This window comes from Citrobacter sp. T1.2D-1 (assembly GCF_950098555.1).
Lineage (GTDB): Bacteria > Pseudomonadota > Gammaproteobacteria > Enterobacterales > Enterobacteriaceae > Citrobacter_A > Citrobacter_A telavivensis.
The window spans coordinates 1-24,939 of the sequence record NZ_CATNHH010000010.1 but is presented as its reverse complement, the minus strand read 5'-3'; the positions used below and the strand labels follow the sequence as shown (position 1 = coordinate 24,939).

Genomic DNA, 24,939 nt, shown 5'->3' with positions numbered 1-24,939 from the left:
ATTTTTATATGTATCAGGTTGTTGCGTCTGATTTAGATGGCACACTGCTTTCTCCCGACCATACCCTATCTCCCTACGCGAAAGAAACGCTGAAGCTATTGACCGCGCGCGGCGTTAATTTTGTCTTTGCGACGGGTCGTCACCATGTCGACGTGGGACAGATCCGCGATAACCTGGGGATTAAGTCCTGGATGATCACCTCCAACGGTGCGCGTGTACATGACATGGACGGAAATCTGGTGTTTACCCATAACCTGGATCGCGATATTGCCAGCGATCTGTTTGGGGTGGTGAACACTAACCCGGATATCATTACCAACGTCTATCGTGATGACGAATGGTTTATGAACCGCCATCGTCCGGATGAGATGCGCTTTTTCAAAGAGGCGGTGTTCCATTACACGCTGTTTGAACCCGGTTTACTGGAGCCGGAAGGCGTCAGCAAAGTGTTCTTTACCAGCCATTCTCATGACATTCTGCTGCCGCTGGAACAGGCTATTAATGCGCGCTGGGGCGATCGCGTCAACGTGAGTTTCTCCACGCTCACCTGCCTGGAAGTGATGGCGGGCGGCGTGTCGAAAGGTCATGCGCTGGAAGCGGTTGCCAAAGCGATGGGTTACAGCCTTAAAGACTGCATCGCCTTTGGCGACGGCATGAACGACGCTGAAATGCTGTCGATGGCGGGTAAAGGCTGCATTATGGGCAATGCGCACCAGCGTCTGAAGGATTTGCATCCGGAACTGGAAGTGATTGGCATCAACGTCGATGACGCGGTACCGCACTACCTGCGCGATCTTTTCTTGCGCTAAAATGAATGCTTATTAATTAACCAGTCGTCAACTTAACTCTCCGCTACAATGGATACTCCTTATTCTCAGAGATATCCATTGTGGCGTTACTGATCATTACTACGATCCTGTGGGCCTTCTCCTTCAGTTTGTTTGGGGAGTACCTTGCCGGACACGTCGATAGCTACTTTGCGGTGCTGGTTCGGGTCGGTCTGGCGGCGCTGGTATTCCTGCCTTTCCTGCGTACCCGCGGGCACAGCCTGAAAACTATCGGCCTGTATATGCTGGTGGGGGCCATGCAGCTTGGCATCATGTATATGCTGAGTTTCCACGCTTATCTCTACCTGACCGTTTCTGAACTGCTGCTGTTTACCGTGTTGACGCCGCTCTATATCACGCTGATTTACGATCTAATGAGCAAGCGTCGCCTGCGCTGGGGCTATGCTTTCAGCGCGCTGCTGGCGGTGATTGGCGCAGGGATTATTCGCTATGACCAGGTGACCGATCACTTCTGGACGGGCCTGCTGCTGGTCCAACTTTCCAACATTAGCTTTGCCATCGGGATGGTGGGCTATAAGCGCCTGATGGAGACGCGCCCGATGCCGCAGCATAATGCATTTGCGTGGTTTTACCTCGGCGCGTTTCTGGTGGCCGTGGTCGCCTGGTTCATGCTGGGCAATGCGCAGAAAATGCCGGAGACGACACTCCAGTGGGGCATTCTGGTGTTCCTCGGCGTGGCGGCTTCAGGGATCGGCTACTTTATGTGGAACTACGGTGCCACACAGGTCGATGCGGGCACGCTGGGTATTATGAACAACATGCATGTGCCCGCAGGACTGCTGGTCAACCTGGCGATTTGGCACCAACAGCCTCACTGGCCGAGCTTTATTACGGGTGCGGCTGTGATACTGGCGTCACTGTGGGTGCATCGAAAATGGGTCGCTCCGCGCTCCGTACAAATGGCAGATGATCGCAGGCGTGATTGCGCGCCGATCGAATAAACGCCTCAGTCACCGGCTGACGCTGCTCTCCGTCACGCACGGCGGCGTACAGCCGGCTCCATAAGCCATCCCCCAGGGTTCTGGTCACCACCAGACCCTGGCGTTCAAAACTTTCCACGACCCAGTGCGGCAGGGCGGCAATGCCCATGTTTGCTGCCACCATCTGAATCAACAGCAGGGTGTTATCCACACTTTTCAGTGACGGGCTGACCCCCGCTGGCTGAAGAAAATGGCGCCAGACGTCCAGTCGACTGCGCTGTACCGGATAGATCAGCAGCGTTTCGCTGGCTAAATCTTCCGGCGTTACCTGTGTCTTGCTGGTCAGCGGATGATCGGGGGCCAGCACCAGGCGAACTTCAAAATCGAACATTGGCGAATAGTGCAGCCCGCTGCGCGGCAGAATGTCAGAGGTCATTACCAGATCCAGTTCGTCCTGCTGGAGCGCGGGCTGGGGGTCAAACGTCACGCCGGATTTAAAATCCATCTCCACCTGCGGCCATTTAGCGCGGAAGTTTTCCAGCGCCGGGGTCAGCCACTGAATACAGCTATGACACTCAATAGCGATGCGCAGACGAGTCTGCTGCGGTTCGTTGCAGGCCTGCAACGCGCGGTTAATTTGCGGCAGGACCTGACTGGCCAGCTGTAGCAGGATCTCACCCTGAGGGGTGAAACGTAGCGGCTGGCTTTTACGAATAAATAGCCGAAAGCCAAGGCGCTGCTCCAGATCGCTGAACTGGTGAGACAAGGCGGATTGGGTTTGATGCAGCGTCGCCGCGGCGGCTGCCAGCGACCCGGTATTCCGCAACGCCTGGAGCGTTTTCAGGTGTTTAATCTCGATCATGAAAGTCCTTCACTTCGGCATGAACAAATTGCGCTTGAGGAATATACAGTAACTGTCAAATATGGATGTGTAAACATCTGGACGTCCAAAATCCTTCGTCTTTTAAATTTATGGTGCGTTGGCTGCGTTTACTCACCCCGGTCACTTACTTCAGTAAGCTCCCGGGGATGAGCAAACTTGCCGCCTTCCCTAAATTCAAAATCCATAGGATTTACATATAATTAGAGGCAGTAAAATGACAATATTGAATCACACCCTCGGTTTCCCTCGCGTTGGCCTGCGTCGCGAGCTGAAAAAAGCGCAAGAAAGCTACTGGGCGGGTAATGCGACCCGTGAAGAGCTACTGGCGGTGGGCCGCGAGCTGCGAGCGCGCCACTGGGATCAACAAAAGCAAGCGGGTATTGATCTTCTGCCGGTGGGTGACTTCGCCTGGTATGACCATGTTCTGACCACCAGCCTGCTGCTCGGCAACGTGCCGGCTCGTCATCAGAACAAAGACGGTTGTGTCGATATCGACACGCTGTTCCGCATTGGTCGTGGTCGTGCGCCGACCGGTGAACCTGCGGCAGCGGCGGAAATGACCAAGTGGTTTAACACCAACTATCACTACATGGTGCCGGAGTTCGTTAAAGGTCAGCAGTTCAAACTGACCTGGACACAACTGCTGGATGAAGTGGACGAGGCGCTGGCGCTGGGTCACAAGGTGAAACCCGTGCTGCTGGGGCCGGTGACGTATCTGTGGCTGGGGAAAGTGAAAGGCGAATCGTTCGACCGCCTGAGCCTGTTGAATGACATTCTGCCGGTGTACAAACAGGTGCTGGCTGAGCTGGCAAAACGCGGTATCGAGTGGGTGCAGATTGACGAACCGGCGTTAGTGCTGGAGCTGCCGCAGGCGTGGCTGAACGCCTTCAAACCGGCCTACGATGCACTTTCCGGGCAGGTGAAACTGCTGTTGACCACTTACTTTGAAGGTGTGACGCCGAACCTTGATACCATTACCGCGCTGTCGGTACAGGGGCTGCACGTTGACCTGGTCCACGGTAAAGATGACGTGGCGGCGCTGCACAAACGCCTGCCGTCTGACTGGCTGCTGTCTGCCGGTCTGGTCAATGGACGTAACGTCTGGCGTGCCGATCTGACAGAAAAATATGCCCAGATTAACAATATCGTAGGCCTTCGTGCGCTGTGGGTGGCTTCTTCCTGCTCGCTGCTGCATAGCCCGATCGACCTGAGCGTCGAAACGCGTCTGGATGAGGAAGTGAAGAGCTGGTTTGCCTTTGCTCTGCAAAAATGTGGCGAACTGACGCTGCTGCGCGATGCGCTGAACAGCGGCGATACCGCCGCCATCGCCGAATGGAGCGCACCGATTCAGGCGCGTCGCCATTCAACCCGTGTACACAATGCGGCAGTGGAAAAACGTCTGGCGGCCATCACCGAACAGGACAGCCAGCGAGCGAACCCGTATGAGGTGCGTGCTGAAGCCCAGCGTGCGCGCTTCAACCTGCCGGCCTGGCCAACGACCACTATCGGTTCTTTCCCGCAGACCACTGAAATCCGCGGCCTGCGTCTGGACTTCAAAAAGGGCAATCTCGATGCCAACCACTACCGCACCGGCATTGCGGAGCATATCAAGCAGGCGATTGTTGAGCAGGAGCGGCTGGGGCTGGACGTGCTGGTTCACGGTGAAGCCGAGCGTAATGACATGGTGGAATATTTTGGTGAACATCTGGACGGTTTCGTCTTCACCCAGAACGGCTGGGTGCAGAGCTACGGTTCCCGCTGTGTTAAACCGCCGGTGGTGATCGGTGACGTTAGTCGTCCGGAAGCGATTACCGTCGAGTGGGCGAAATACGCCCAGTCTCTGACCGACAAACCGGTGAAAGGGATGCTGACCGGCCCGGTGACGATTCTTTGCTGGTCGTTCCCACGTGAAGATGTCAGCCGTGAAACGATTGCCAAACAGATCGCGCTGGCGCTACGTGACGAGGTGGCAGATCTTGAAGCGGCAGGCATTGGCATCATCCAGATTGATGAACCCGCACTACGTGAAGGGCTTCCGCTGCGCCGTAGCGACTGGGCCGCCTATCTGGCGTGGGGCGTGGAGGCATTTCGTATCAATGCAGCGGTGGCGAAGGATGATACCCAGATCCACACCCACATGTGTTACTGCGAGTTTAACGACATCATGGATTCTATCGCCGCGCTGGATGCCGACGTGATAACCATTGAGACCTCACGTTCCGACATGGAGTTGCTGGAGTCATTTGAAGAGTTCGACTATCCAAACGAAATTGGACCGGGCGTGTATGACATTCACTCGCCGAACGTCCCGAGCGTAGAATGGATTGAGGCGCTGTTGCAAAAAGCGGCGCAGCGTATCCCGGCTGAACGCCTGTGGGTGAACCCGGACTGCGGCCTGAAAACCCGCGGTTGGGCAGAAACCCGAGCCGCGCTGGCAAACATGGTCCAGGCAGCACAGAATCTGCGTCAGGCGTGATCCTGAAAAATCTGGCCCGGGTGTTTCCGGGCCAGAACTTATTTCTTACTTCCGTACTGCGCAAACCATGCCAGCATTCTTTGCCAGCCGTCTTTGGCGGATTCTTCGTGATAGCTCGAGCGATAGTCGGCATTGAAGGCATGACCGGCATCGGGATAGACGATAATCTCCGTGTTGGCGTTAGCGGCGCGTAGCGCCTGGCGCATGGTCTCCACGCTTTCCTGCGAAATACTGTTATCCTGACCGCCGTACAGACCCAGCACCGGGGCGTTCAGATCGGTCGCCACATCGACAGGATGCTTCGGCGAATTCAACGACTTATCACCCACTAGCTTTCCATACCAGGCCACTGCGGCTTTCAACTGCGGGTTATGCGCCGCGTACAGCCAGGCAATACGTCCGCCCCAACAAAAGCCGGTGATCATCAGGCGATGAACATCCCCACCGTTACGGGACGCCCAACTGGCAACGTGATCCAGATCGGCCAGTACCTGAGAATCCGGCACTTTCGCCACCAGACCGCTGAGCAGGGTAGGAATATCGGCGAAATCATTCGGATCGCCCTCGCGGAAATAGAGTTCTGGCGCGATAGCCAGATACCCGTCCAGCGCCAGGCGACGGCAGACGTCGCGGATATGTTCATGCACGCCAAAGATTTCCTGCACTACAATGACCACAGGCAGAGGGCCATCGCTCTTTTTCGGGCGCGCGTGATACGCCGGCATGTCGTCACCCTGGGAAGGGATCGACGTAATGCCCGCGACAATAGTGTCGTCCGGGGTATGAACTGAGGTAGAGGCAATCGGGGATGCTGCAGGTGCAAAACCGGTTTGTTGTGTTGATGTCATGGTATTCTCCGTACCCTTAGAAAAATAGCGCACTATTAACTATAGACAGCCTTTAACCATTCACACTGCCTCAAACGGCTCGCTTTTTGTGCGGAGAAAGAAAAAATCGGGCTGTTAATGTGACTTAAATCACTATTTATCGGTAAGTTTATGCAACTGATTTGTGTCATGGTGATGAGAGTCACGAAAATATCTTAAGTCCTTCGGTAAAGTGTCTTTTTGCTTCTTCTGACAAAAACCGAATCACAGAGGAGTTTTATATGTCCAGGTCTGACGTTTTTCATCTCGGCCTCACCAAGAACGATTTACAAGGGGCTACGCTGGCTATCGTCCCTGGCGATCCGGAACGTGTGGAAAAGATCGCCGCGCTGATGGAGAAGCCGGTTAAGCTGGCATCTCACCGTGAATTCACCACCTGGCGTGCAGAACTGGACGGTAAAGCCGTCATTGTCTGCTCGACCGGTATCGGCGGCCCGTCTACCTCTATTGCGGTGGAAGAACTGGCTCAGTTGGGCATTCGTACCTTCCTGCGTATCGGCACCACCGGTGCTATTCAGCCGCATATTAATGTCGGCGATGTGCTGGTCACCACGGCGTCCGTTCGTCTGGATGGCGCGAGCCTGCATTTTGCGCCGATGGAGTACCCGGCAGTCGCTGACTTTGAATGCACCACCGCGCTGGTTGAAGCGGCAAAATCCATCGGTGCCACCACTCACGTGGGCGTGACCGCCTCTTCTGACACCTTCTACCCAGGTCAGGAACGCTACGACACCTTCTCCGGTCGCGTGGTGCGTCGTTTCAAAGGCTCTATGGAAGAGTGGCAGTCAATGGGCGTGATGAACTACGAAATGGAGTCCGCCACGCTGCTGACCATGTGTGCAAGCCAGGGCCTGCGCGCCGGGATGGTAGCGGGCGTGATCGTTAACCGTACTCAGCAGGAGATCCCGAATGCTGAGACGATGAAACAGACCGAAAGCCATGCGGTGAAAATCGTGGTGGAAGCGGCGCGTCGTCTGATCTAATCCTCTTCCCTTCCATAAAAGGCCGACGCGTTCGGCCTTTTGCTTTTACGCGATTATTTGCGTAGCGCCTCGCAGGAAAGTTCTTTAAAACTGGACGTTTATACAGCACAATTCTATTTTGTGCGGGTGATGTATGGCGTCAGGAGGCATTTTGGATATCTCAATCATTATTTATGCGGTTATTGCGCTGGTGGGTATTGCGCTTGGCTGGCTGCTGGCCAGCTATCAGCATGCACAACAGAAAGCCGAGCAATTCGCTGAACGTGAAGAGATGGTTGCGGCATTAAGCGCAGCAAAACAACAGATAGCCCAAAGCGAACACTGGCGCGATGAGTGTGAGTTGCTCAATAACGAATTACGTAGCCTGCGCAGTATTAACACCTCGCTGGAAGCGGATCTGCGTGAAGTGACTACGCGGATGGAAGCGACGCAGCAGCATGCGGAAGATAAAATCCGCCAGATGATCAACAGCGAGCAGCGTCTGAGCGAACAGTTTGAAAACCTGGCGAACCGAATCTTTGAACAGAGCAATCGCCGGGTTGATGAGCAAAACCGACAGAGCCTGAACGGTCTGCTGACGCCGCTGCGAGAACAACTGGACGGTTTTCGTCGCCAGGTCCAGGAGAGCTTTGGTCAGGAAGCGCGCGAGCGTCATACCCTGGCGCATGAAATTCGCAATCTCCAACAGCTTAATGCGCAAATGACCCAGGAAGCGGTCAACCTGACCCGTGCGCTAAAAGGCGATAACAAAACGCAGGGGAACTGGGGCGAGGTGGTGCTCACCCGCGTGCTGGAGGCGTCCGGACTGCGTGAAGGGTACGAGTACGAAACGCAGGTCAGCATCGAAAATGACGTCCGTTCCCGTATGCAGCCTGACGTGATCGTACGCTTGCCACAGGGCAAAGATGTGGTGATCGACGCCAAAATGACGCTGGTGGCCTATGAGCGCTATTTTAACGCGCAAGATGATGACACCCGCGAAAACGCGCTCCAGGAGCACATTGCCTCGGTGCGTAACCATATTCGTCTGCTGGGACGTAAGGATTACCAGCAACTTCCGGGGCTGCGCACCCTGGATTACGTGCTGATGTTTATCCCTGTGGAGCCCGCTTTTCTGTTGGCGCTTGACCGACAGCCTGAACTGATTACCGAGGCGCTTAAAAATAATATTATGCTGGTCAGCCCAACGACATTACTGGTGGCGTTGCGGACCATTGCGAATCTGTGGCGCTACGAACATCAAAGTCGTAATGCGCAACAGATTGCAGACCGTGCGAGCAAGCTCTATGACAAAATGCGCCTCTTTGTCGATGATATGTCCGCCATCGGGCAGAGCCTGGATAAAGCGCAAGATAACTATCGTCAGGCGATGAAAAAACTCTCGTCGGGACGTGGTAACGTGCTGGCGCAGGCCGAAGCGTTTCGCGGCTTAGGAGTCGAAATTAAGCGCGAGATTAATCCTGAACTGGCGGAACAGGCCACGACGCAGGATGAAGAGTATCGGTTGCGATCGGTACCCGAAGAGCAGGAAAACACGTCTTATTCCGACGATGACGGGATAAAGCAGCAATCGAATTAGTCCGTTCGGGGCAGCCGGGACGGGCAGAAGGGTAGGGCAATGCGCCCCAATCTGTTACACTTCTCGAACAATTTTTAGATGAGCAGGCACTGAGATGGTGGATAATTCACAAGAAACGACGCACTTTGGTTTTCAGACTGTCGCTAAAGAGCATAAAGCGGACATGGTGGCCCACGTTTTTCATTCTGTGGCATCAAAATATGATGTCATGAATGATTTGATGTCTTTTGGCATTCATCGTTTGTGGAAACGCTTCACCATCGACTGTAGCGGCGTTCGCCGTGGTCAGACAGTGCTGGACTTAGCCGGGGGGACCGGCGATCTCACGGCCAAATTCTCTCGCCTGGTCGGTGAGACCGGCAAGGTTATTCTGGCGGACATCAATGACTCAATGCTCAAAATGGGTCGCGAGAAGCTGCGCAATATCGGCGTGATTGGCAACGTGGAATACGTTCAGGCCAATGCGGAAGCGCTACCGTTCCCGGACAATACCTTTGACTGCATTACCATTTCCTTCGGTTTGCGTAACGTCACGGACAAAGACAAAGCCTTGCGCTCCATGTACCGAGTCCTGAAACCGGGCGGCCGTCTGCTGGTGCTGGAATTTTCTAAACCGATTATCGAACCGCTGAGTAAAGCGTACGATGCCTACTCTTTCCATATCTTGCCGCGTATTGGTTCTATGGTCGCCAATGATGCCGACAGCTATCGCTATCTGGCGGAATCCATCCGTATGCATCCCGACCAGGACACATTGAAAGCGATGATGCAGGACGCCGGGTTCGAAAGCGTCGACTATTACAACCTGACAGCGGGTGTGGTTGCGCTGCATCGCGGCTATAAGTTCTGACAGGAGAACGGGGATGCCTTTTAAACCCTTAGTGACTGCAGGAATGGAAAGTCTGCTTAATTCATTCCTGTATCGTTCGCCGGCGTTGAAAACGGCGCGAGCGCGTCTGCTGGGAAAAGTGCTGCGTGTGGAGCTAAAAGGCTTTTCGACATCATTAATTCTGCTGTTCAGCGAACGTCAGGTTGACGTGCTGGGCGAGTGGGCTGGCGAGGCCGACTGCACGGTAATCACGCATGCCAGCGTGTTGCCAAAATTACGCGACCGCCAGCAACTGACCGCACTGATCCGCAGTGGCGAACTGGAAGTGCAGGGTGATATTCAGGTTGTACAGAATTTCGTTGCCCTTGCCGATCTGGCGGAATTCGATCCTGCTGAACTGCTGGCTCCTTATACCGGCGACATCGCAGCAGAAGGGATCAGCAAAGCGCTACGCGGCGGGGTCAAATTTATCCGACACGGGATCCAACGTCAGCAACGCTATGTTGCCGAAGCCATTACGGAAGAGTGGCGAATGGCGCCCGGATCGCTTGAGGTTGCCTGGTTTGCGGAAGAAACGGCAGCCGTGGAGCGTGCTGTCGATGCACTGACCCGGCGGCTGGAAAAACTGGAGGCTAAATGACGCCAGGTGAAGTACGGCGCCTATATTTCATCATTCGCACTTTCTTAAGTTACGGACTTGATGAGCTCATCCCAAAAATGCGGATCACGCTGCCGCTGCGGTTATGGCGTTATTGCCTGTTCTGGATGCCAAACCGACATAAAGAAAAACTACTGGGAGAGAGACTGAGACTGGCTCTGCAGGAGTTAGGGCCGGTGTGGATCAAGTTTGGTCAAATGCTCTCGACCCGACGCGATCTCTTTCCCCCGCATATTGCCGATCAGCTGGCGTTGTTACAGGACAAAGTCGCTCCCTTCGATGGAAAACTTGCGAAAGCGCAAATCGAAGAAGCCATGGGCGGACTGCCTGTTGAAGCCTGGTTTGATGAATTTGATATTCAACCGCTGGCGTCGGCGTCGGTTGCCCAGGTGCATACGGCGAGACTGAAATCGAACGGCAAAGAGGTTGTCATCAAAGTCATCCGCCCGGACATTCTGCCGGTTATCAAAGCGGATCTGAGACTGATCTATCGTCTTGCTCGCTGGGTGCCACGCTTGCTGCCAGATGGCCGCCGCCTGCGTCCGACGGAAGTCGTGCGGGAATATGAAAAGACATTGATTGATGAGCTGAATCTGCTGCGTGAATCCGCCAACGCTATCCAACTGCGGCGAAACTTTGAAGACAGCCCAATGCTCTACATCCCGGAAGTGTATTCTGACTACTGTAGTGAGAATATGATGGTGATGGAACGCATTTACGGTATCCCGGTTTCCGATGTGGTGACGCTGGAGAAAAACGGCACCAACATGAAGTTGCTGGCGGAGCGCGGCGTACAGGTATTCTTCACTCAGGTCTTTCGTGACAGCTTCTTCCACGCGGATATGCACCCCGGTAACATCTTTGTCAGCTATGAACACCCGGAAAACCCGAAATATATTGGCATTGATTGCGGCATTGTTGGCTCGTTAAATAAGGAAGATAAGCGTTACCTTGCGGAGAACTTCATCGCGTTTTTTAATCGTGATTACCGCAAAGTTGCGGAACTGCACGTCGATTCTGGCTGGGTACCACCGGATACCAACGTTGAAGAGTTTGAATTTGCGATTCGTACGGTGTGCGAGCCGATATTCGAGAAGCCGCTGGCGGAAATCTCGTTTGGCCACGTTTTGTTAAACCTTTTCAATACGGCGCGTCGGTTTAACATGGAAGTGCAGCCGCAACTGGTATTGTTGCAGAAGACATTATTGTATGTTGAGGGTGTAGGCCGCCAACTCTATCCGCAGTTGGATCTCTGGAAAACAGCGAAGCCTTTTCTGGAGTCATGGATCAAAGATCAGGTCGGTATTCCAGCGCTGATCAGAGCATTTAAGGAAAAAGCGCCGTTCTGGGTCGAAAAAATGCCAGAACTCCCTGAACTGGTGTACGACAGTTTGCGCCAGGGCAAATATTTACAGCACAGTGTTGATAAGATTGCGCGCGAGCTTCAGGAGAATCATGTCCGTCAGGGGCAATCCCGTTACTTATTGGGAATTGGCGCAACGTTGCTGTTAAGTGGGACGTTCTTGCTGATTAATCGCCCTGAATGGGGCTATATGCCCGGTTGGTTAATGGCGGGCGGCCTGGTTGCCTGGATTGTCGGCTGGTGCAAAACTCGCTGATTTTTTCATCGCTCAAGGCAGGCCGGGTAACGTATACTACGGCCTTATTAATTCATCATCTATCACAGAGGAACATGTATGGGTGGTATCAGTATTTGGCAGTTGGTGATCATTGCCGTCATCGTTGTACTGTTGTTTGGCACCAAGAAGCTCGGCTCCATCGGTTCCGATCTTGGCGCATCCATCAAAGGCTTCAAAAAAGCCATGAGTGATGATGATGCTAAACAGGATAAAGCCAGTCAGGACGCTGACTTTACCGCGAAATCTATTACTGACAAACCGGCAGACGCTGATAAAGAAACTGCGAAAAAAGAAGACGCGAAAAGCCACGATAAAGAGCAGGTGTAATTCGTGTTTGATATCGGTTTTAGCGAACTGTTACTGGTGTTTATTATCGGCCTCGTTGTTCTGGGGCCGCAGCGATTGCCGGTAGCCGTCAAAACGATAGCTGGCTGGGTACGCGCACTGCGATCCCTTGCGACAACCGTTCAGAATGAACTGACCCAGGAGCTTAAGCTCCAGGAGTTTCAGGACAGCCTGAAAAAGGTTGAGAAAGCGAGCCTGGAAAATCTGACTCCCGAGCTAAAAGCCTCGATGGATGAACTGCGTCAGGCGGCAGAGTCAATGAAGCGTTCCTATAGCGCAAACGAGCCCGAAAAAGCGAGCGACGAAGCGCATACCATCCATAACCCGGTGGTGAAAGGGAACGAAGAACAGCATGAAGGGGTCACCCCCGCCACTGCTGAAGTCCAGGCCAGTGCACCGGAACAGGCTCCTGAGATTGCCGGGGAGACACCCCCAATTGTCAACGTGAAGGACGCTGAACCGAAATCCGCTGCCCCTGTTGCTGGCTCCTCCCCTACGTCGAGTGATAAACCGTAAACATGGCTGTAGAAGATACTCAACCGCTTATCACGCACCTGATTGAGCTGCGTAAACGTCTGCTTAACTGCATTATTGCGGTTATCGTGATCTTTCTGGCATTGGTCTATTTTGCCAATGACATCTATCACCTGGTTTCCTCGCCACTCATCAAACAGTTGCCGCAGGGTGCGACCATGATCGCGACGGATGTCGCATCACCGTTTTTCACCCCGATCAAATTGACCTTCATGGTGTCGCTGATCCTGTCTGCGCCGGTGATCCTTTATCAGGTCTGGGCGTTTATCGCGCCAGCGCTGTATAAGCATGAACGCCGCATGGTGGTACCGCTGCTGGTCTCCAGTTCGTTACTGTTCTATATCGGTATGGCGTTTGCCTATTTTGTCGTGTTCCCGCTGGCGTTTGGCTTCCTTGCCAATACCGCGCCGGAAGGTGTGCAGGTCTCGACGGATATTGCCAGCTATCTAAGCTTTGTCATGGCGCTGTTCATGGCATTCGGCGTCTCGTTTGAGGTGCCTGTTGCCATCGTGCTGCTTTGCTGGATGGGTGTGACTACACCGGATGACTTGCGTAAAAAACGGCCTTACGTGCTGGTTGGTGCGTTTGTGGTAGGGATGCTGCTGACGCCGCCGGATGTTTTTTCGCAGACGTTACTGGCGATTCCGATGTACTGCCTGTTTGAGGTAGGCGTTTTCTTCTCACGTTTCTATGTCGGCAAGCGACAGACGCGGGATGAAGATAACGAGGCGGAATCAGAAGCCGAAGCTGAGAAAGCCGAGAAGACAGAAGAGTAAATTCAACCGCCCGTCAGGGCGGTTGTTATATGGAGCGAAGCATGTTTGATATCGGCGTTAATTTAACCAGTTCGCAGTTTTTGAAAGACCGTGATGAGGCCGTCGCACGCGCGACTGCTGCTGGCGTGAAGGGGCTGCTTCTTACCGGAACCAATCTACATGAAAGCCAGCAGGCGCAGCGGCTGGCGCAGACTTATCCTCACTGTTGGTCGACGGCCGGTGTTCACCCGCATGACAGCAGCCAGTGGCAACCTGAAACAAAGGATGCGATTGTGGCACTGGCGAACCAGCCGGAGGTCGTGGCGATTGGCGAATGTGGCCTCGATTTCAATCGCAATTTTTCCACTCCGCAGGAACAAGAGCGGGCGTTTGACGCGCAGTTGCGTATTGCCGCTGAGTTACAAATGCCGGTCTTTATGCATTGTCGTGATGCGCACGTGCGATTCATGACGCTGCTGGAACCGTGGCTGGACAAACTCCCGGGCGCGGTGCTGCACTGCTTTACCGGTACGCGCGAGGAGATGCAGGAGTGTGTCGACAGGGGCATGTACATCGGTATTACGGGCTGGGTATGTGATGAACGTCGTGGGCTTGAGCTGCGCGAATTGCTACCGTTTATTCCGGCCGAACAACTGCTGATTGAAACCGACGCGCCGTATCTGTTGCCGCGCGATCTTTCGCCGAAGCCCGCGTCGCGGCGTAACGAACCGGCACATTTGCCACATATTCTTGAGCGTATTGCTCACTGGCGTGGAGACGATCCGCAATGGCTTTCCGCCACAACGGATGCGAATGTCAGGAAGCTGTTTGGAATTTCGTTCTGAGTCGACGTTAAAGCTTACGGAAACCGGTATTTATCACGCTCTGCTTCACCTCTTTATTTAGCAGGTTGAGCAGTAGCATGGAACGCGCCTCGCCGTCCGGTTCAGTGAAAATAGCCTGCAGGCCTTCAAAAGCCCCTTCCGTGATGACCACGCGGTCGCCGGGGTAAGGCGTTTCGGGATCGACAATGCCTTCCGGTTTATAAACGGAGAGCTGGTGAATCACCGTGGAAGGGACTATCGCGGGTGATGCGCCAAAGCGGACAAAATGGCTGACGCCGCGCGTGGCATTGATCGTCGTGGTATGAATCACTTCCGGATCAAATTCCACGAACAGATAGTTTGGGAACAGCGGTTCGCTGACTGCAGTACGTTTTCCTCGCACCATTTTTTCCAGGGTGATCATCGGCGTCAGGCAGCTCACTGCCTGTCTTTCGAGGTGTTCCTGAGCACGCTGAAGTTGCCCGCGCTTGCAGTACAGTAAATACCAGGATTGCATAATAACTCTTATCCGCTTGTCCGGGGCGCAAGCATAGCAAAAGCAAAGCGTGAAGTTAATTATAATTCCGGTGGAGCCGGTGGGCTGCCAGAGTTCACGCTAATTTAACAAAAATACAGCATCACGATGGTGAACGCCGTATAATGAGGCGCTTACGAAGAGGCCATAATGGACGCCATGAAATATCACGATTTACGCGACTTCCTGACGCTGCTTGAACAACAGGGTGAACTCAAACGCATCACGCTTGAAGTGGATCCGCACCTGGAAATCACCGAGATTGCTGACCGCACGCTACGTGCTGGTGGCCCTGCACTGCTGTTTGAAAACCCCAAAGGCTATTCGATGCCGGTGTTGTGCAACCTGTTTGGTACGCCAAAACGTGTCGCGATGGGCATGGGGCAGGATGATGTCTCCGCGCTGCGGGAAGTGGGTAAATTACTGGCATTTTTGAAAGAGCCGGAGCCGCCGAAAGGCTTTCGCGATCTGTTTGATAAGCTGCCGCAGTTCAAGCAGGTGCTGAATATGCCGACGAAACGACTGCGTGGTGCGCCTTGTCAGCAAAAAATCATCTCTGGCGATGACGTCGACTTAAACCGAATTCCTGTCATGACCTGCTGGCCTGAAGACGCCGCACCGCTCATCACCTGGGGGCTGACCGTGACGCGTGGCCCGCATAAAGAGCGGCAGAATCTGGGTATTTATCGCCAGCAGTTGATTGGCAAAAATAAACTGATCATGCGCTGGCTGTCCCATCGTGGCGGCGCGCTTGATTATCAGGAGTGGTGTGCGGCGCATCCGGGTGAACGTTTCCCGGTCTCCGTTGCGCTGGGTGCCGACCCTGCCACCATTCTTGGCGCGGTGACGCCGGTACCGGATACGCTCTCAGAGTACGCGTTTGCCGGTCTGCTGCGTGGCACAAAAACCGAAGTGGTCAAATGCCTGTCTAACGATCTTGAAGTGCCCGCCAGTGCGGAGATTGTGCTGGAAGGGTATATCGACCCGGGTGAAATGGCGCCGGAAGGCCCGTATGGCGACCATACGGGGTATTACAATGAAGTGGATAGCTTCCCGGTTTTTACCGTCACGCATATTACCCAGCGTGAGGACGCGATTTACCATTCGACCTACACCGGTCGTCCACCGGACGAACCCGCCGTGCTCGGCGTCGCGCTAAACGAAGTGTTTGTGCCGATTCTGCAAAAACAGTTCCCGGAAATCGTCGATTTTTATCTGCCGCCGGAAGGATGCTCTTATCGTCTGGCCGTCGTCACGATCAAAAAACAGTACGCCGGTCATGCGAAACGCGTCATGATGGGTGTCTGGTCATTTTTACGCCAGTTTATGTACACCAAATTTGTTATCGTTTGTGATGATGACGTCAATGCACGCGACTGGAATGATGTGATTTGGGCGATTACCACCCGAATGGATCCGGCCAGGGACACGGTGCTGGTAGAAAACACGCCAATTGATTATCTGGATTTTGCCTCGCCGGTTTCCGGCCTGGGTTCAAAAATGGGGCTGGATGCCACGAACAAATGGCCAGGTGAAACCCAACGCGAGTGGGGACGTCCAATTAAAAAAGATCCTGACGTTACCGCCCGTATCGATGCGATTTGGGATGAACTGGCCATCTTTAATGACGGTAAAGGCGCCTGAGGCGCTCGTTTTGCCCTACAGACCCATAGAGGGAGCGCATGACAACCTTAAGCTGTAAAGTGACCTCGGTAGAAGCTATCACTGATACCGTATACCGTGTTCGTTTAGTACCCGATGCGGCATTTTCCTTTCGCGCCGGTCAATATTTGATGGTCGTGATGGATGAGCGGGATAAACGTCCGTTCTCGATGGCCTCTACGCCGAATGATCAGGGTTTTATTGAGCTCCACATTGGTGCATCAGAAATTAACCTCTATGCCAAAGCGGTGATGGATCGCATCCTGAAGGACCATGAAATTACGGTGGATATTCCACACGGCGACGCGTGGCTGCGTGACGATGAAGAGCGTCCGCTGATCCTGATCGCCGGGGGCACAGGCTTTTCCTACGCCCGTTCCATTCTGCTGACGGCGCTGGCGCGTAATCCCAATCGTGAGGTCACGATTTACTGGGGCGGTCGTGAAGAGAAGCACCTCTACGATCTCTCTGAACTTGAAGCGCTCTCTGTCAACCATCCTAACCTGCGCGTTGAAGCGGTGGTGGAACAGCCTGAAACCGGCTGGCGTGGGCGTACGGGAACGGTCTTAACGGCGGTGATGCAGGATCACGGAACGCTGGCTGAGCATGACATCTACATTGCGGGCCGCTTTGAGATGGCGAAAATCGCGCGTGACCTGTTCTGTAATGAGCGCAGTGCGCGGGAAGATCGCCTGTTTGGCGATGCGTTTGCATTTATCTAAGAAGAAAAATGAAGCAGAAAAAACCCGCCCCTGACAGGCGGGAAGAACGGCAACTAAATTGTTATACAGTGACGTTTTCGTTGTAGGCCGGATAAGATGCTTTAGCGTCGTCATCCGGCAATCGAGCCGGGGGCGCTTCGCTTACCCGGCCTACAATGAGTGAATATCTTTAAACCCGCTCAAACACCGTCGCGATACCCTGACCCAATCCGATACACATCGTCGCCAGACCGAACTGGACATCTTTGCGTTCCATCAGATTCAGCAGCGTGGTGCTGATACGCGCACCGGAGCAGCCCAGCGGGTGACCGAGCGCGATCGCACCGCCGTTAAGGTTGATCTTCTCGTCGATCTGCTCCATCAAGCCCAGATCTTTAATGCACGGCAGGATCTGCGCGGCAAACGCTTCGTTCATCTCAAACAAACCGATATCGCTGGCGGAAAGTCCCGCTTTTTTCAGCGCCAGTTTTGATGCCGGAACCGGACCGTATCCCATGATGGAAGGATCGCAGCCCACCACCGCCATTGAGCGCACGCGGGCGCGCGGTTTCAGACCCAGCTCACGCGCACGACTTTCGCTCATCACCAGCATGGCGGCCGCGCCATCGGAGAGTGCGGAAGAAGTACCTGCCGTAACCGTACCGCTGACCGGATCAAACGCCGGACGCAAGGTGGACAGCGTTTCAATCGTGGTTTCCGGACGAATCACTTCGTCATAGGTAAACTGCTTCAGCACGCCATCGGCGTCATGCCCGCCGGTTGGGATAATTTCATTCTTAAACGCGCCAGACTGCGTTGCAGCCCAGGCACGGGCGTGTGAACGTGCGGCAAAGGCATCCTGCATTTCTCGACTGATACCGTGCATGCGGGAGAGCATCTCTGCTGTCAGCCCCATCATGCCCGCCGCTTTGGCGACGTTGCGGCTCAGGCCCGGGTGGAAATCAACACCGTGGCTCATCGGCACATGGCCCATATGCTCCACACCGCCCACCAGACAGGCCTGCGCATCGCCGGTCATGATCATCCGCGCCGCGTCATGCAATGCCTGCATGGAGGAACCGCACAGCCGGTTGACGGTCACCGCCGGAACGGAATGCGGGACTTCCGCCAGCAGCGCCGCGTTACGGGCGATGTTAAAGCCCTGCTCCAGCGTCTGCTGCACGCAGCCCCAGTAGATATCGTCAAGCGCTGCCGCTTCCAGCGCCGGATTTCGCGCCAGCAGGCTACGCATCAAATGCGCGGAGAGATCTTCCGCGCGCACGTGGCGAAATGCGCCCCCTTTCGAACGGCCCATCGGGGTACGGATCGCATCAACAATTACAACCTGTTCCATTGTGACTCCTTAAGCCGTTTTCAGGTCGCCAACCGGACGGGCAGGCTCAACCGGGGGATAATACGGTTCGTTATGACGCGCTTTATTACGCAGACCTTCCGGAACGTCGTATAACGGACCGAGGTGCTGATACTGTTGCGCCATATCGAGATATTTCGCGCTGCCGATCGTATCCAGCCAGCGGAACGCCCCGCCGTGGAACGGAGGGAAGCCCAGACCGTAAACCAGCGCCATGTCGGCCTCTGCCGGACTGGCGATAATGCCTTCTTCGAGACAGCGCACCACTTCGTTGACCATCGGGATCATCATGCGGGCGATAATCTCTTCGTCGCTGAAATCCCGCTTCGCTTTACTGACGTCAGCCAACAGGCCGTCAACGGTGGCATCCTCTTCTTTCTTCGGCTTACCTTTGCTGTCTTCTTTATAGCGCCAGAAGCCCAGACCGTTCTTCTGACCAAAACGACTGGCGTCAAACAGCGCATCAATCGCGTCGCGATAATCTTTTTGCATTCGCTGCGGGAAACCTGCGGACATCACGGCCTGTGCGTGATGCGCGGTATCAATGCCCACGACGTCAAGCAGGTACGCCGGGCCCATCGGCCAACCGAACTGTTTTTCCATCACTTTGTCGACTTTGCGGAAGTCCGCACCGTCGCGCAGTAACTGACTGAATCCGGCGAAGTAAGGGAACAGCACGCGGTTAACAAAGAAGCCAGGGCAGTCGTTGACCACGATCGGCGTTTTACCCATTTTGCTGGCCCAGGCGACCACTTTCGCGATGGTTTCATCGGCGCTTTTTTCGCCACGAATGATCTCAACCAGCGGCATCCGGTGAACCGGGTTAAAGAAGTGCATCCCGCAGAAGTTTTCCGGGCGCTTCAGCACGCTTGCCAGCTCGCTGATGGGAATAGTGGAAGTGTTCGATGCCAGCACGGTGTCCGGGCGAACTTTATCTTCCGTCTCCGCCAGTACCGCTTTTTTCACTTTTGGATTTTCAACGACCGCTTCGACGACGACGTCTACGCGCTCAAAACCGGCGTAGTCCAGCGTAGGATGAATGGTCGAAATCACGCCAGCCATCTTCAGACCGTCAATTTTGTTGCGCTCAAGCTGTTTGTTCAGCAGTTTCGCGGCCTCGGTCATCCCGAGGGTCAGGGATTTGTCATTGATATCTTTCATGATAACCGGCACGCCTTTCCATGCCGACTGATACGCGATGCCGCCGCCCATAATGCCCGCGCCCAGCACTGCAGCCTGCTTCGGCGTCTCAACGTTTTTGGTCAGCGTCTTCGCTTTGCCTTTCACATACTGATCGTTTAGGAAAATACCGACCAGCGCGCGGGCTTCATTGGTGTGCGCCAGCGGGACAAAACTTTTGTTTTCCAGATTCAGTGCTTCTTCACGACCAAAGCGCGCGGCGGCTTCAATGGTTTTCACCGCTGTCATCGGAGCCGGGTAGTGTTTACCTGCCGTTTGCGCGACCATGCCTTTAGCAATGGTGAAGCTCATGGTGGCTTCAATCTTGCTGAGCTTCAGCGGTTCCAACTTCGGCTGACGCTTCGCTTTCCAGTCCAGATCGCCGTTGATGGCCTGACGTAATACCGCTTTTGCGCCCTCAATCAGCTTTTCTGCTTTCACAACGCCATCGACCAGGCCGATTTTCAGCGCCTGCTCGGCCCCAACGTCTTTACCGGCTGCAATGATCTCCAGCGCGCTGTCCGCGCCTAACATGCGCGGCATACGTACGGAGCCGCCAAAGCCTGGCATGATACCCAGCTTTGTTTCTGGCAGACCGATACGCAGATCCGGTGTCGCCAGACGGTAATCAGTCGCCAGCACGCATTCGCAGCCGCCGCCCAGCGCATAGCCGTTAACGGCCGAAAGGGTCGGGACCGGTAGATCTTCCAGACGGTTAAAGACGCTGTTGGCGAAATGCAGCCACTGGCTGAGCTGTTCTTCGGGAACGAGAAACAGCGACAGGAATTCGGTGATATCCGCACCGACGATAAAGGCCGCTTTGTTCGAACGCAGCAGCAGCCCTTTTAAATCTGTTTGTTTTTCCAGTACGTCCAGCGCCTGGCCGAGGCTGGCGACGGTTGCCGTGTCGAGTTTGTTCACTGAGCCTGGGGCATCGAACACCAGTTCGGCGATGCCATCTTCCAGCCAGTCGAGGTACAGGTTGTCGCCTTTGTAAAGCATGTCAGTCTCCTGAATCCGCAAGGTGATCTGGTCATACCAGATGAAGCGAAGTGTGTATTTTATGTTAATAAAATGCAAATGACTGATTAAAGAAATGCCGATCCGATCACACCTGGCAGAAATCACGCTCTCTCGAATCGATGTGCTAAGATGCGGAGACTTGAGGTCGAAAAACAGAAGGATAGAAAATGGAATCACTGGCCGCACTCTATAAAAATCATATCGTTACCCTACAAGAACGGACGCGTGATGCGCTGGAACGCTTTAAGCTTGATGCGCTTCTTATTCACTCCGGCGAGCTGTTTAATGTTTTCCTCGACGATCATCCTTACCCGTTTAAGGTCAATCCGCAGTTTAAAGCCTGGGTACCGGTGACTCAGGTGCCAAATTGCTGGCTGCTGGTTGATGGGGTGAACAAACCCAAACTGTGGTTCTACTTGCCGGTCGACTACTGGCACAACGTTGAGCCGCTGCCAACCTCCTTCTGGACTGAAGAAGTTGAGGTGATTGCCCTGCCGAAAGCGGATGGTATTGGCAGTCAACTGCCTGCCGCTCTTGGCAATATTGGTTATATTGGCCCGGTTCCGGAGCGTGCGCTGCAACTGGAGATTGCGGCCAGCAACATCAACCCGAAAGGGGTGATCGACTATCTGCATTATTACCGTGCCTACAAAACGGATTACGAACTGGCCTGCATGCGTGAAGCGCAGAAAATGGCGGTGAATGGGCACCGTGCGGCGGAAGAAGCCTTCCGTTCAGGGATGAGCGAGTTCGACATCAACCTGGCTTATCTGACCGCAACCGGTCATCGCGACACCGATGTGCCGTACAGCAATATCGTGGCGCTGAACGAGCATGCGTCGGTTCTGCATTACACGAAACTGGATCATCAGGCACCGTCTGAAATCCGCAGCTTCCTGCTGGATGCCGGTGCGGAGTATAACGGCTATGCCGCAGACCTGACCCGTACCTGGTCGGCGAAAAGCGACAATGAGTATGCGCAGTTAGTGAAAGATGTGAATGACGAACAGCTGGCGCTGATCGCCACTATGAAAGCGGGCGTCAGCTATGTGGACTATCACGTTCAGTTCCATCAGCGTATTGCGAAACTGCTGCGTAAGCACCAGATCGTCACCGATCTGAGCGAAGAAGCGATGGTCGAAAACGATCTCACCGGACCGTTTATGCCGCACGGTATCGGCCATCCTCTGGGTTTGCAGGTGCATGATGTTGCTGGCTTTATGCAGGATGACTCTGGTACGCATCTCGCCGCGCCGTCTAAATATCCGTATCTGCGCTGCACCCGTGTGCTCCAGCCGGGTATGGTGCTGACCATTGAACCAGGCTTTTACTTCATCGAATCGCTGCTCGCGCCGTGGCGTGAAGGGCCGTTCAGCAAACACTTCAACTGGCAAAAAATTGAAGCGCTGAAACCGTTTGGCGGTATTCGTATTGAAGACAACGTGGTGATCCACGAAAACAACGTTGAGAACATGACGCGGGATCTGAAACTGGCGTAATGGACAGTTGGTTAATCCCTGCGGCGCCGGTCACCGTTGTTGAAGAGATCAAAAAAAGCCGCTTCATTACGCTGCTGGCGCATACCGAGGGCGTAGAGGCGGCAAAAGCGTTTGTGGAGTCAGTGAAAGCGGAGCACCCGAGCGCCCGCCACCATTGCGTGGCGTGGGTGGCGGGCGCGCCGGATGATTCACAGCAGCTGGGCTTTTCTGATGACGGTGAACCGGCGGGAACGGCAGGTAAGCCGATGCTCGCGCAGTTGATGGGCAGCGGCGTTGGGGAAATCACCGCCGTTGTGGTGCGCTACTACGGCGGAGTCTTGCTCGGCACCGGCGGACTGGTTAAAGCCTACGGCGGTGGCGTAAACCAGGCATTGCGTCAGTTAACGACGCAGCGCAAGACGCCATTAACCGAATATACTTTGCAGTGTGAGTACGCGCAGTTGGCTGGCGTTGAAGCACTTCTGGGTCAACATGACGGCAAAATCGTCACCAGTGATTACCAGGCATTCATTCGGTTACGGGTGGCGCTTCCTTATGCGAAAGTGGATGAATTTTCAGCAAAGCTGGCGGATTTTAGTCGTGGTTCATTGCAATTGTTAGCGATTGAAGAATAATCCCCACCTCATTTTGAAGAACTAAGGAAGCGGCAGAGATGCATTTTCGCGCCATTACCCGAATCGTAGGACTACTGGTCATCTTATTTTCGGGCACGATGATCCTCCCGGGGCTGGTAGCGCTTATCTATCGTGATGGGGCGGGACGCGCATTTACGCAAACCTTTTTTGTCGCGCTGGTGATTGGCTCCATGTTGTGGTGGCCGAACCGTCGTGAGAAAGGCGAACTGAAATCTCGCGAAGGGTTTTTGATCGTCGTGCTGTTCTGGACTGTGCTGGGCAGCGTGGGTGCGTTGCCCTTCATCTTTTCTGAAAGCCCGAACCTCACGATTACCGATGCGTTCTTCGAATCATTCTCCGGACTGACCACGACCGGTGCCACTACGCTGGTGGGGCTGGATTCGCTACCACATGCGATCCTCTTTTATCGCCAGATGCTGCAATGGTTTGGCGGGATGGGGATCATTGTGCTGGCCGTCGCGATTCTGCCAATACTCGGTGTCGGTGGGATGCAGCTCTATCGCGCTGAAATGCCCGGACCGCTGAAAGATAACAAGATGCGCCCGCGTATTGCCGAGACGGCAAAAACGCTGTGGTTGATCTATGTCCTGCTGACGGTGGCCTGTGCACTGGCGCTATGGTTTGCCGGCATGCCGGCGTTTGATGCCATCGGACACAGTTTTGCCACTATCGCGATCGGCGGGTTTTCCACCCATGATGCCAGCGTGGGCTACTTTGACAGCCCAACGATTAACACCATTATTGCTATCTTCTTATTAATCTCCGGCTGTAACTACGGTCTGCACTTCTCGTTACTGAGTGGCCGCAGCCTGAAGGTTTACTGGCGTGACCCCGAATTTCGTATGTTCATTGGTGTCCAACTGACGCTGGTGGTCATCTGCACATTAGTGCTCTGGTTCCATAACATCTATAGCTCCGCGCTGACGACGCTCAACCAGGCCTTTTTCCAGGTAGTGTCGATGGCCACCACGGCCGGATTTACGACCGACAGTATTGCGCGCTGGCCGCTTTTCCTGCCGGTACTGCTGCTATGTTCCGCGTTTATAGGTGGCTGTGCGGGCTCAACGGGCGGGGGATTGAAGGTTATCCGTATCCTCTTGCTGTTCAAACAGGGGAACCGCGAACTGAAGCGTCTGGTGCATCCCAATGCGGTCTATAGCATCAAGCTGGGGAACCGCGCGCTGCCGGAACGTATTCTTGAAGCCGTCTGGGGATTTTTCTCGGCGTATGCGCTGGTCTTCATTATCAGTATGTTGGCGATTATCGCGACCGGTGTGGACGATTTCTCCGCCTTTGCCTCCGTGGTGGCGACGCTGAACAACCTTGGGCCTGGGCTGGGCGTCGTGGCGGACAACTTTGCCAGTATGAATCCGGTGGCGAAATGGATCCTGATTGCCAACATGCTGTTCGGTCGTCTGGAAGTCTTCACTCTGCTGGTACTTTTTACCCCGACTTTCTGGCGTGAATAATGGAGTAACACGTGAAAACACTGATTCTTTTCTCATCCCGTGACGGGCAGACCCAGGAAATCGCCGCTTATCTGGCGTCAGAACTCAAAGAACTTGGTATCTGCACGGATGTGGTCAATCTGCATCGTACCGATGAACCTGACTGGGAACGCTATGACCGGGTAGTCATTGGCGCATCGATTCGTTATGGGCACTATCATTCTGCCTTCCTCGCGTTTGTGAAGAAACATGCAACACGCTTGAATCACATGCCAAGTGCGTTTTACTCCGTCAACCTGGTGGCGCGGAAACCGGAAAAGCGGACGCCGCAAACCAACAGCTACGCGCGCAAGTTTTTAATGAACTCGCAGTGGCGGCCAGACCGTTCTGCAGTTATCGCCGGGGCGCTACTTTATCCGCGCTATCGCTGGTATGACCGAATGATGATTAAACTCATTATGAAAATGTCGGGCGGCGAAACGGATACGCGTAAAGAAGTTATTTATACCGACTGGGAACAAGTCGCGAGTTTTGCCCGAGAAATCGCTCAGTTAACCCCCGATTCGTTGGTTAAATAAACGTAAAGAATAAAAAATGCGCACTCGGAAAATTATTTTAAATTTCCCCTTGTCAGCCTGAAATAACTCCCTATAATGCGCCTCCACTGACACGGAACAACGGCACGCAAGCCGCCGGGTCAGCGGGGTTCAGAGATGAACGCCCA

At 54.3% G+C, this 24,939-nt stretch carries 23 protein-coding genes; 18 read left to right on the top strand and 5 right to left on the bottom strand.

Going from position 1 to position 24,939, the window contains the following annotated elements; genetic code table 11:
- Nucleotides 1-8: 8 nt before the first annotated feature.
- Both yigL and bioP read left to right on the top strand, forming a co-directional pair.
- Nucleotides 9-809 (top strand): sugar/pyridoxal phosphate phosphatase YigL, encoded by an 801-nt coding sequence (gene yigL / locus QQZ17_RS10710; protein ID WP_152400969.1) that lies wholly within the window; start codon nt 9-11, stop codon nt 807-809.
- An 80-nt stretch (nt 810-889) separates the two neighbouring features.
- A complete protein-coding gene (gene bioP / locus QQZ17_RS10705; RefSeq protein WP_152400971.1) occupies nt 890-1,789 on the top strand; it encodes a biotin transporter in 900 nt (299 codons plus the stop codon).
- On the opposite strand, the gene metR is transcribed toward bioP, so the two are convergent.
- Entirely contained in the window at nt 1,677-2,630 is a 954-nt protein-coding gene (gene metR / locus QQZ17_RS10700) for an HTH-type transcriptional regulator MetR (RefSeq protein ID WP_152400973.1), read from the bottom strand. The two genes, bioP and metR, sit on opposite strands and share 113 nt — an antisense overlap.
- Before the next feature lie 235 nt (nt 2,631-2,865).
- Here metR and metE point away from each other — a divergent pair, with 235 nt between their 5' ends.
- Nucleotides 2,866-5,127: a 5-methyltetrahydropteroyltriglutamate--homocysteine S-methyltransferase gene (gene metE / locus QQZ17_RS10695; RefSeq protein ID WP_152400975.1), complete on the top strand. Its 2,262-nt coding sequence runs from the start codon at nt 2,866-2,868 to the stop codon at nt 5,125-5,127.
- A 38-nt stretch (nt 5,128-5,165) separates the two neighbouring features.
- On the opposite strand, the gene QQZ17_RS10690 is transcribed toward metE, so the two are convergent.
- Nucleotides 5,166-5,975, bottom strand: a complete 810-nt coding sequence (locus QQZ17_RS10690) for a dienelactone hydrolase family protein (RefSeq protein ID WP_152400977.1) — start codon at nt 5,973-5,975, stop codon at nt 5,166-5,168.
- Between the two features lie 260 nt (nt 5,976-6,235).
- Between QQZ17_RS10690 and udp the strand changes: the two genes are divergently transcribed.
- The 9 genes from udp (at nt 6,236) to tatD (ending at nt 14,182) form a co-directional block, all read left to right on the top strand.
- Nucleotides 6,236-6,997 (top strand): uridine phosphorylase, encoded by a 762-nt coding sequence (gene udp, locus QQZ17_RS10685; protein WP_042998824.1) that lies wholly within the window; start codon nt 6,236-6,238, stop codon nt 6,995-6,997.
- Between the two features lie 151 nt (nt 6,998-7,148).
- A complete protein-coding gene (gene rmuC, locus QQZ17_RS10680) occupies nt 7,149-8,576 on the top strand; it encodes a DNA recombination protein RmuC (RefSeq protein WP_152400979.1) in 1,428 nt (475 codons plus the stop codon).
- Between the two features lie 94 nt (nt 8,577-8,670).
- Nucleotides 8,671-9,426 (top strand): bifunctional demethylmenaquinone methyltransferase/2-methoxy-6-polyprenyl-1,4-benzoquinol methylase UbiE, encoded by a 756-nt coding sequence (gene ubiE, locus QQZ17_RS10675; RefSeq protein ID WP_046493037.1) that lies wholly within the window; start codon nt 8,671-8,673, stop codon nt 9,424-9,426.
- Nucleotides 9,427-9,439: 13 nt separating this feature from the next.
- Entirely contained in the window at nt 9,440-10,045 is a 606-nt protein-coding gene (ubiJ, locus tag QQZ17_RS10670; protein ID WP_152400981.1) for a ubiquinone biosynthesis protein UbiJ, read from the top strand.
- Nucleotides 10,042-11,682, top strand: a complete 1,641-nt coding sequence (gene ubiB / locus QQZ17_RS10665; RefSeq protein WP_152400984.1) for a ubiquinone biosynthesis regulatory protein kinase UbiB — start codon at nt 10,042-10,044, stop codon at nt 11,680-11,682. The genes ubiJ and ubiB overlap by 4 nt, the downstream gene beginning before the upstream one ends.
- 78 nt (nt 11,683-11,760) lie before the next feature.
- Complete coding sequence (gene tatA, locus QQZ17_RS10660; protein ID WP_061075744.1) at nt 11,761-12,030, top strand: Sec-independent protein translocase subunit TatA; 270 nt, start codon at nt 11,761-11,763, stop codon at nt 12,028-12,030.
- Between the two features lie 3 nt (nt 12,031-12,033).
- Complete coding sequence (gene tatB / locus QQZ17_RS10655) at nt 12,034-12,564, top strand: Sec-independent protein translocase protein TatB (RefSeq protein ID WP_152400986.1); 531 nt, start codon at nt 12,034-12,036, stop codon at nt 12,562-12,564.
- Nucleotides 12,565-12,566: 2 nt separating this feature from the next.
- Complete coding sequence (tatC, locus tag QQZ17_RS10650; protein ID WP_152400987.1) at nt 12,567-13,358, top strand: Sec-independent protein translocase subunit TatC; 792 nt, start codon at nt 12,567-12,569, stop codon at nt 13,356-13,358.
- Between the two features lie 41 nt (nt 13,359-13,399).
- Nucleotides 13,400-14,182: a 3'-5' ssDNA/RNA exonuclease TatD gene (tatD, locus tag QQZ17_RS10645; protein WP_152400989.1), complete on the top strand. Its 783-nt coding sequence runs from the start codon at nt 13,400-13,402 to the stop codon at nt 14,180-14,182.
- Nucleotides 14,183-14,189: 7 nt separating this feature from the next.
- On the opposite strand, the gene rfaH is transcribed toward tatD, so the two are convergent.
- Entirely contained in the window at nt 14,190-14,678 is a 489-nt protein-coding gene (gene rfaH / locus QQZ17_RS10640; RefSeq protein ID WP_152400991.1) for a transcription/translation regulatory transformer protein RfaH, read from the bottom strand.
- 168 nt (nt 14,679-14,846) lie between these two features.
- Between rfaH and ubiD the strand changes: the two genes are divergently transcribed.
- Together ubiD and fre are read left to right on the top strand one after the other, a co-directional pair.
- Nucleotides 14,847-16,340 carry a 4-hydroxy-3-polyprenylbenzoate decarboxylase gene (gene ubiD / locus QQZ17_RS10635; protein ID WP_152400994.1) on the top strand — a complete coding sequence of 498 codons (1,494 nt, stop codon included), beginning with the start codon at nt 14,847-14,849 and terminating at the stop codon, nt 16,338-16,340.
- A 38-nt stretch (nt 16,341-16,378) separates the two neighbouring features.
- Complete coding sequence (gene fre, locus QQZ17_RS10630; RefSeq protein WP_152400996.1) at nt 16,379-17,080, top strand: NAD(P)H-flavin reductase; 702 nt, start codon at nt 16,379-16,381, stop codon at nt 17,078-17,080.
- 169 nt (nt 17,081-17,249) lie between these two features.
- Here the strand turns inward: fre and fadA are convergent, their stop codons facing one another.
- A complete protein-coding gene (fadA, locus tag QQZ17_RS10625) occupies nt 17,250-18,413 on the bottom strand; it encodes an acetyl-CoA C-acyltransferase FadA (protein ID WP_152400998.1) in 1,164 nt (387 codons plus the stop codon).
- A 9-nt stretch (nt 18,414-18,422) separates the two neighbouring features.
- Nucleotides 18,423-20,612 carry a fatty acid oxidation complex subunit alpha FadB gene (gene fadB / locus QQZ17_RS10620; RefSeq protein WP_152401000.1) on the bottom strand — a complete coding sequence of 730 codons (2,190 nt, stop codon included), beginning with the start codon at nt 20,610-20,612 and terminating at the stop codon, nt 18,423-18,425.
- Between the two features lie 188 nt (nt 20,613-20,800).
- Between fadB and pepQ the strand changes: the two genes are divergently transcribed.
- From pepQ to hemG, 4 genes are read left to right on the top strand one after another with little or no spacing between them, the layout of a single operon-like run.
- Complete coding sequence (gene pepQ, locus QQZ17_RS10615; RefSeq protein WP_152401002.1) at nt 20,801-22,132, top strand: Xaa-Pro dipeptidase; 1,332 nt, start codon at nt 20,801-20,803, stop codon at nt 22,130-22,132.
- Nucleotides 22,132-22,746, top strand: coding sequence for an IMPACT family protein (locus tag QQZ17_RS10610; protein ID WP_152401004.1), 615 nt, complete (start codon nt 22,132-22,134; stop codon nt 22,744-22,746). Before pepQ ends, QQZ17_RS10610 begins: the two co-directional genes overlap by 1 nt.
- A gap of 38 nt (nt 22,747-22,784) precedes the next feature.
- Nucleotides 22,785-24,236 carry a Trk system potassium transporter TrkH gene (trkH, locus tag QQZ17_RS10605; RefSeq protein ID WP_152401016.1) on the top strand — a complete coding sequence of 484 codons (1,452 nt, stop codon included), beginning with the start codon at nt 22,785-22,787 and terminating at the stop codon, nt 24,234-24,236.
- Nucleotides 24,237-24,247: 11 nt separating this feature from the next.
- Nucleotides 24,248-24,793, top strand: coding sequence for a menaquinone-dependent protoporphyrinogen IX dehydrogenase (hemG, locus tag QQZ17_RS10600; protein ID WP_152401018.1), 546 nt, complete (start codon nt 24,248-24,250; stop codon nt 24,791-24,793).
- Nucleotides 24,794-24,939: the final 146 nt, after the last annotated feature.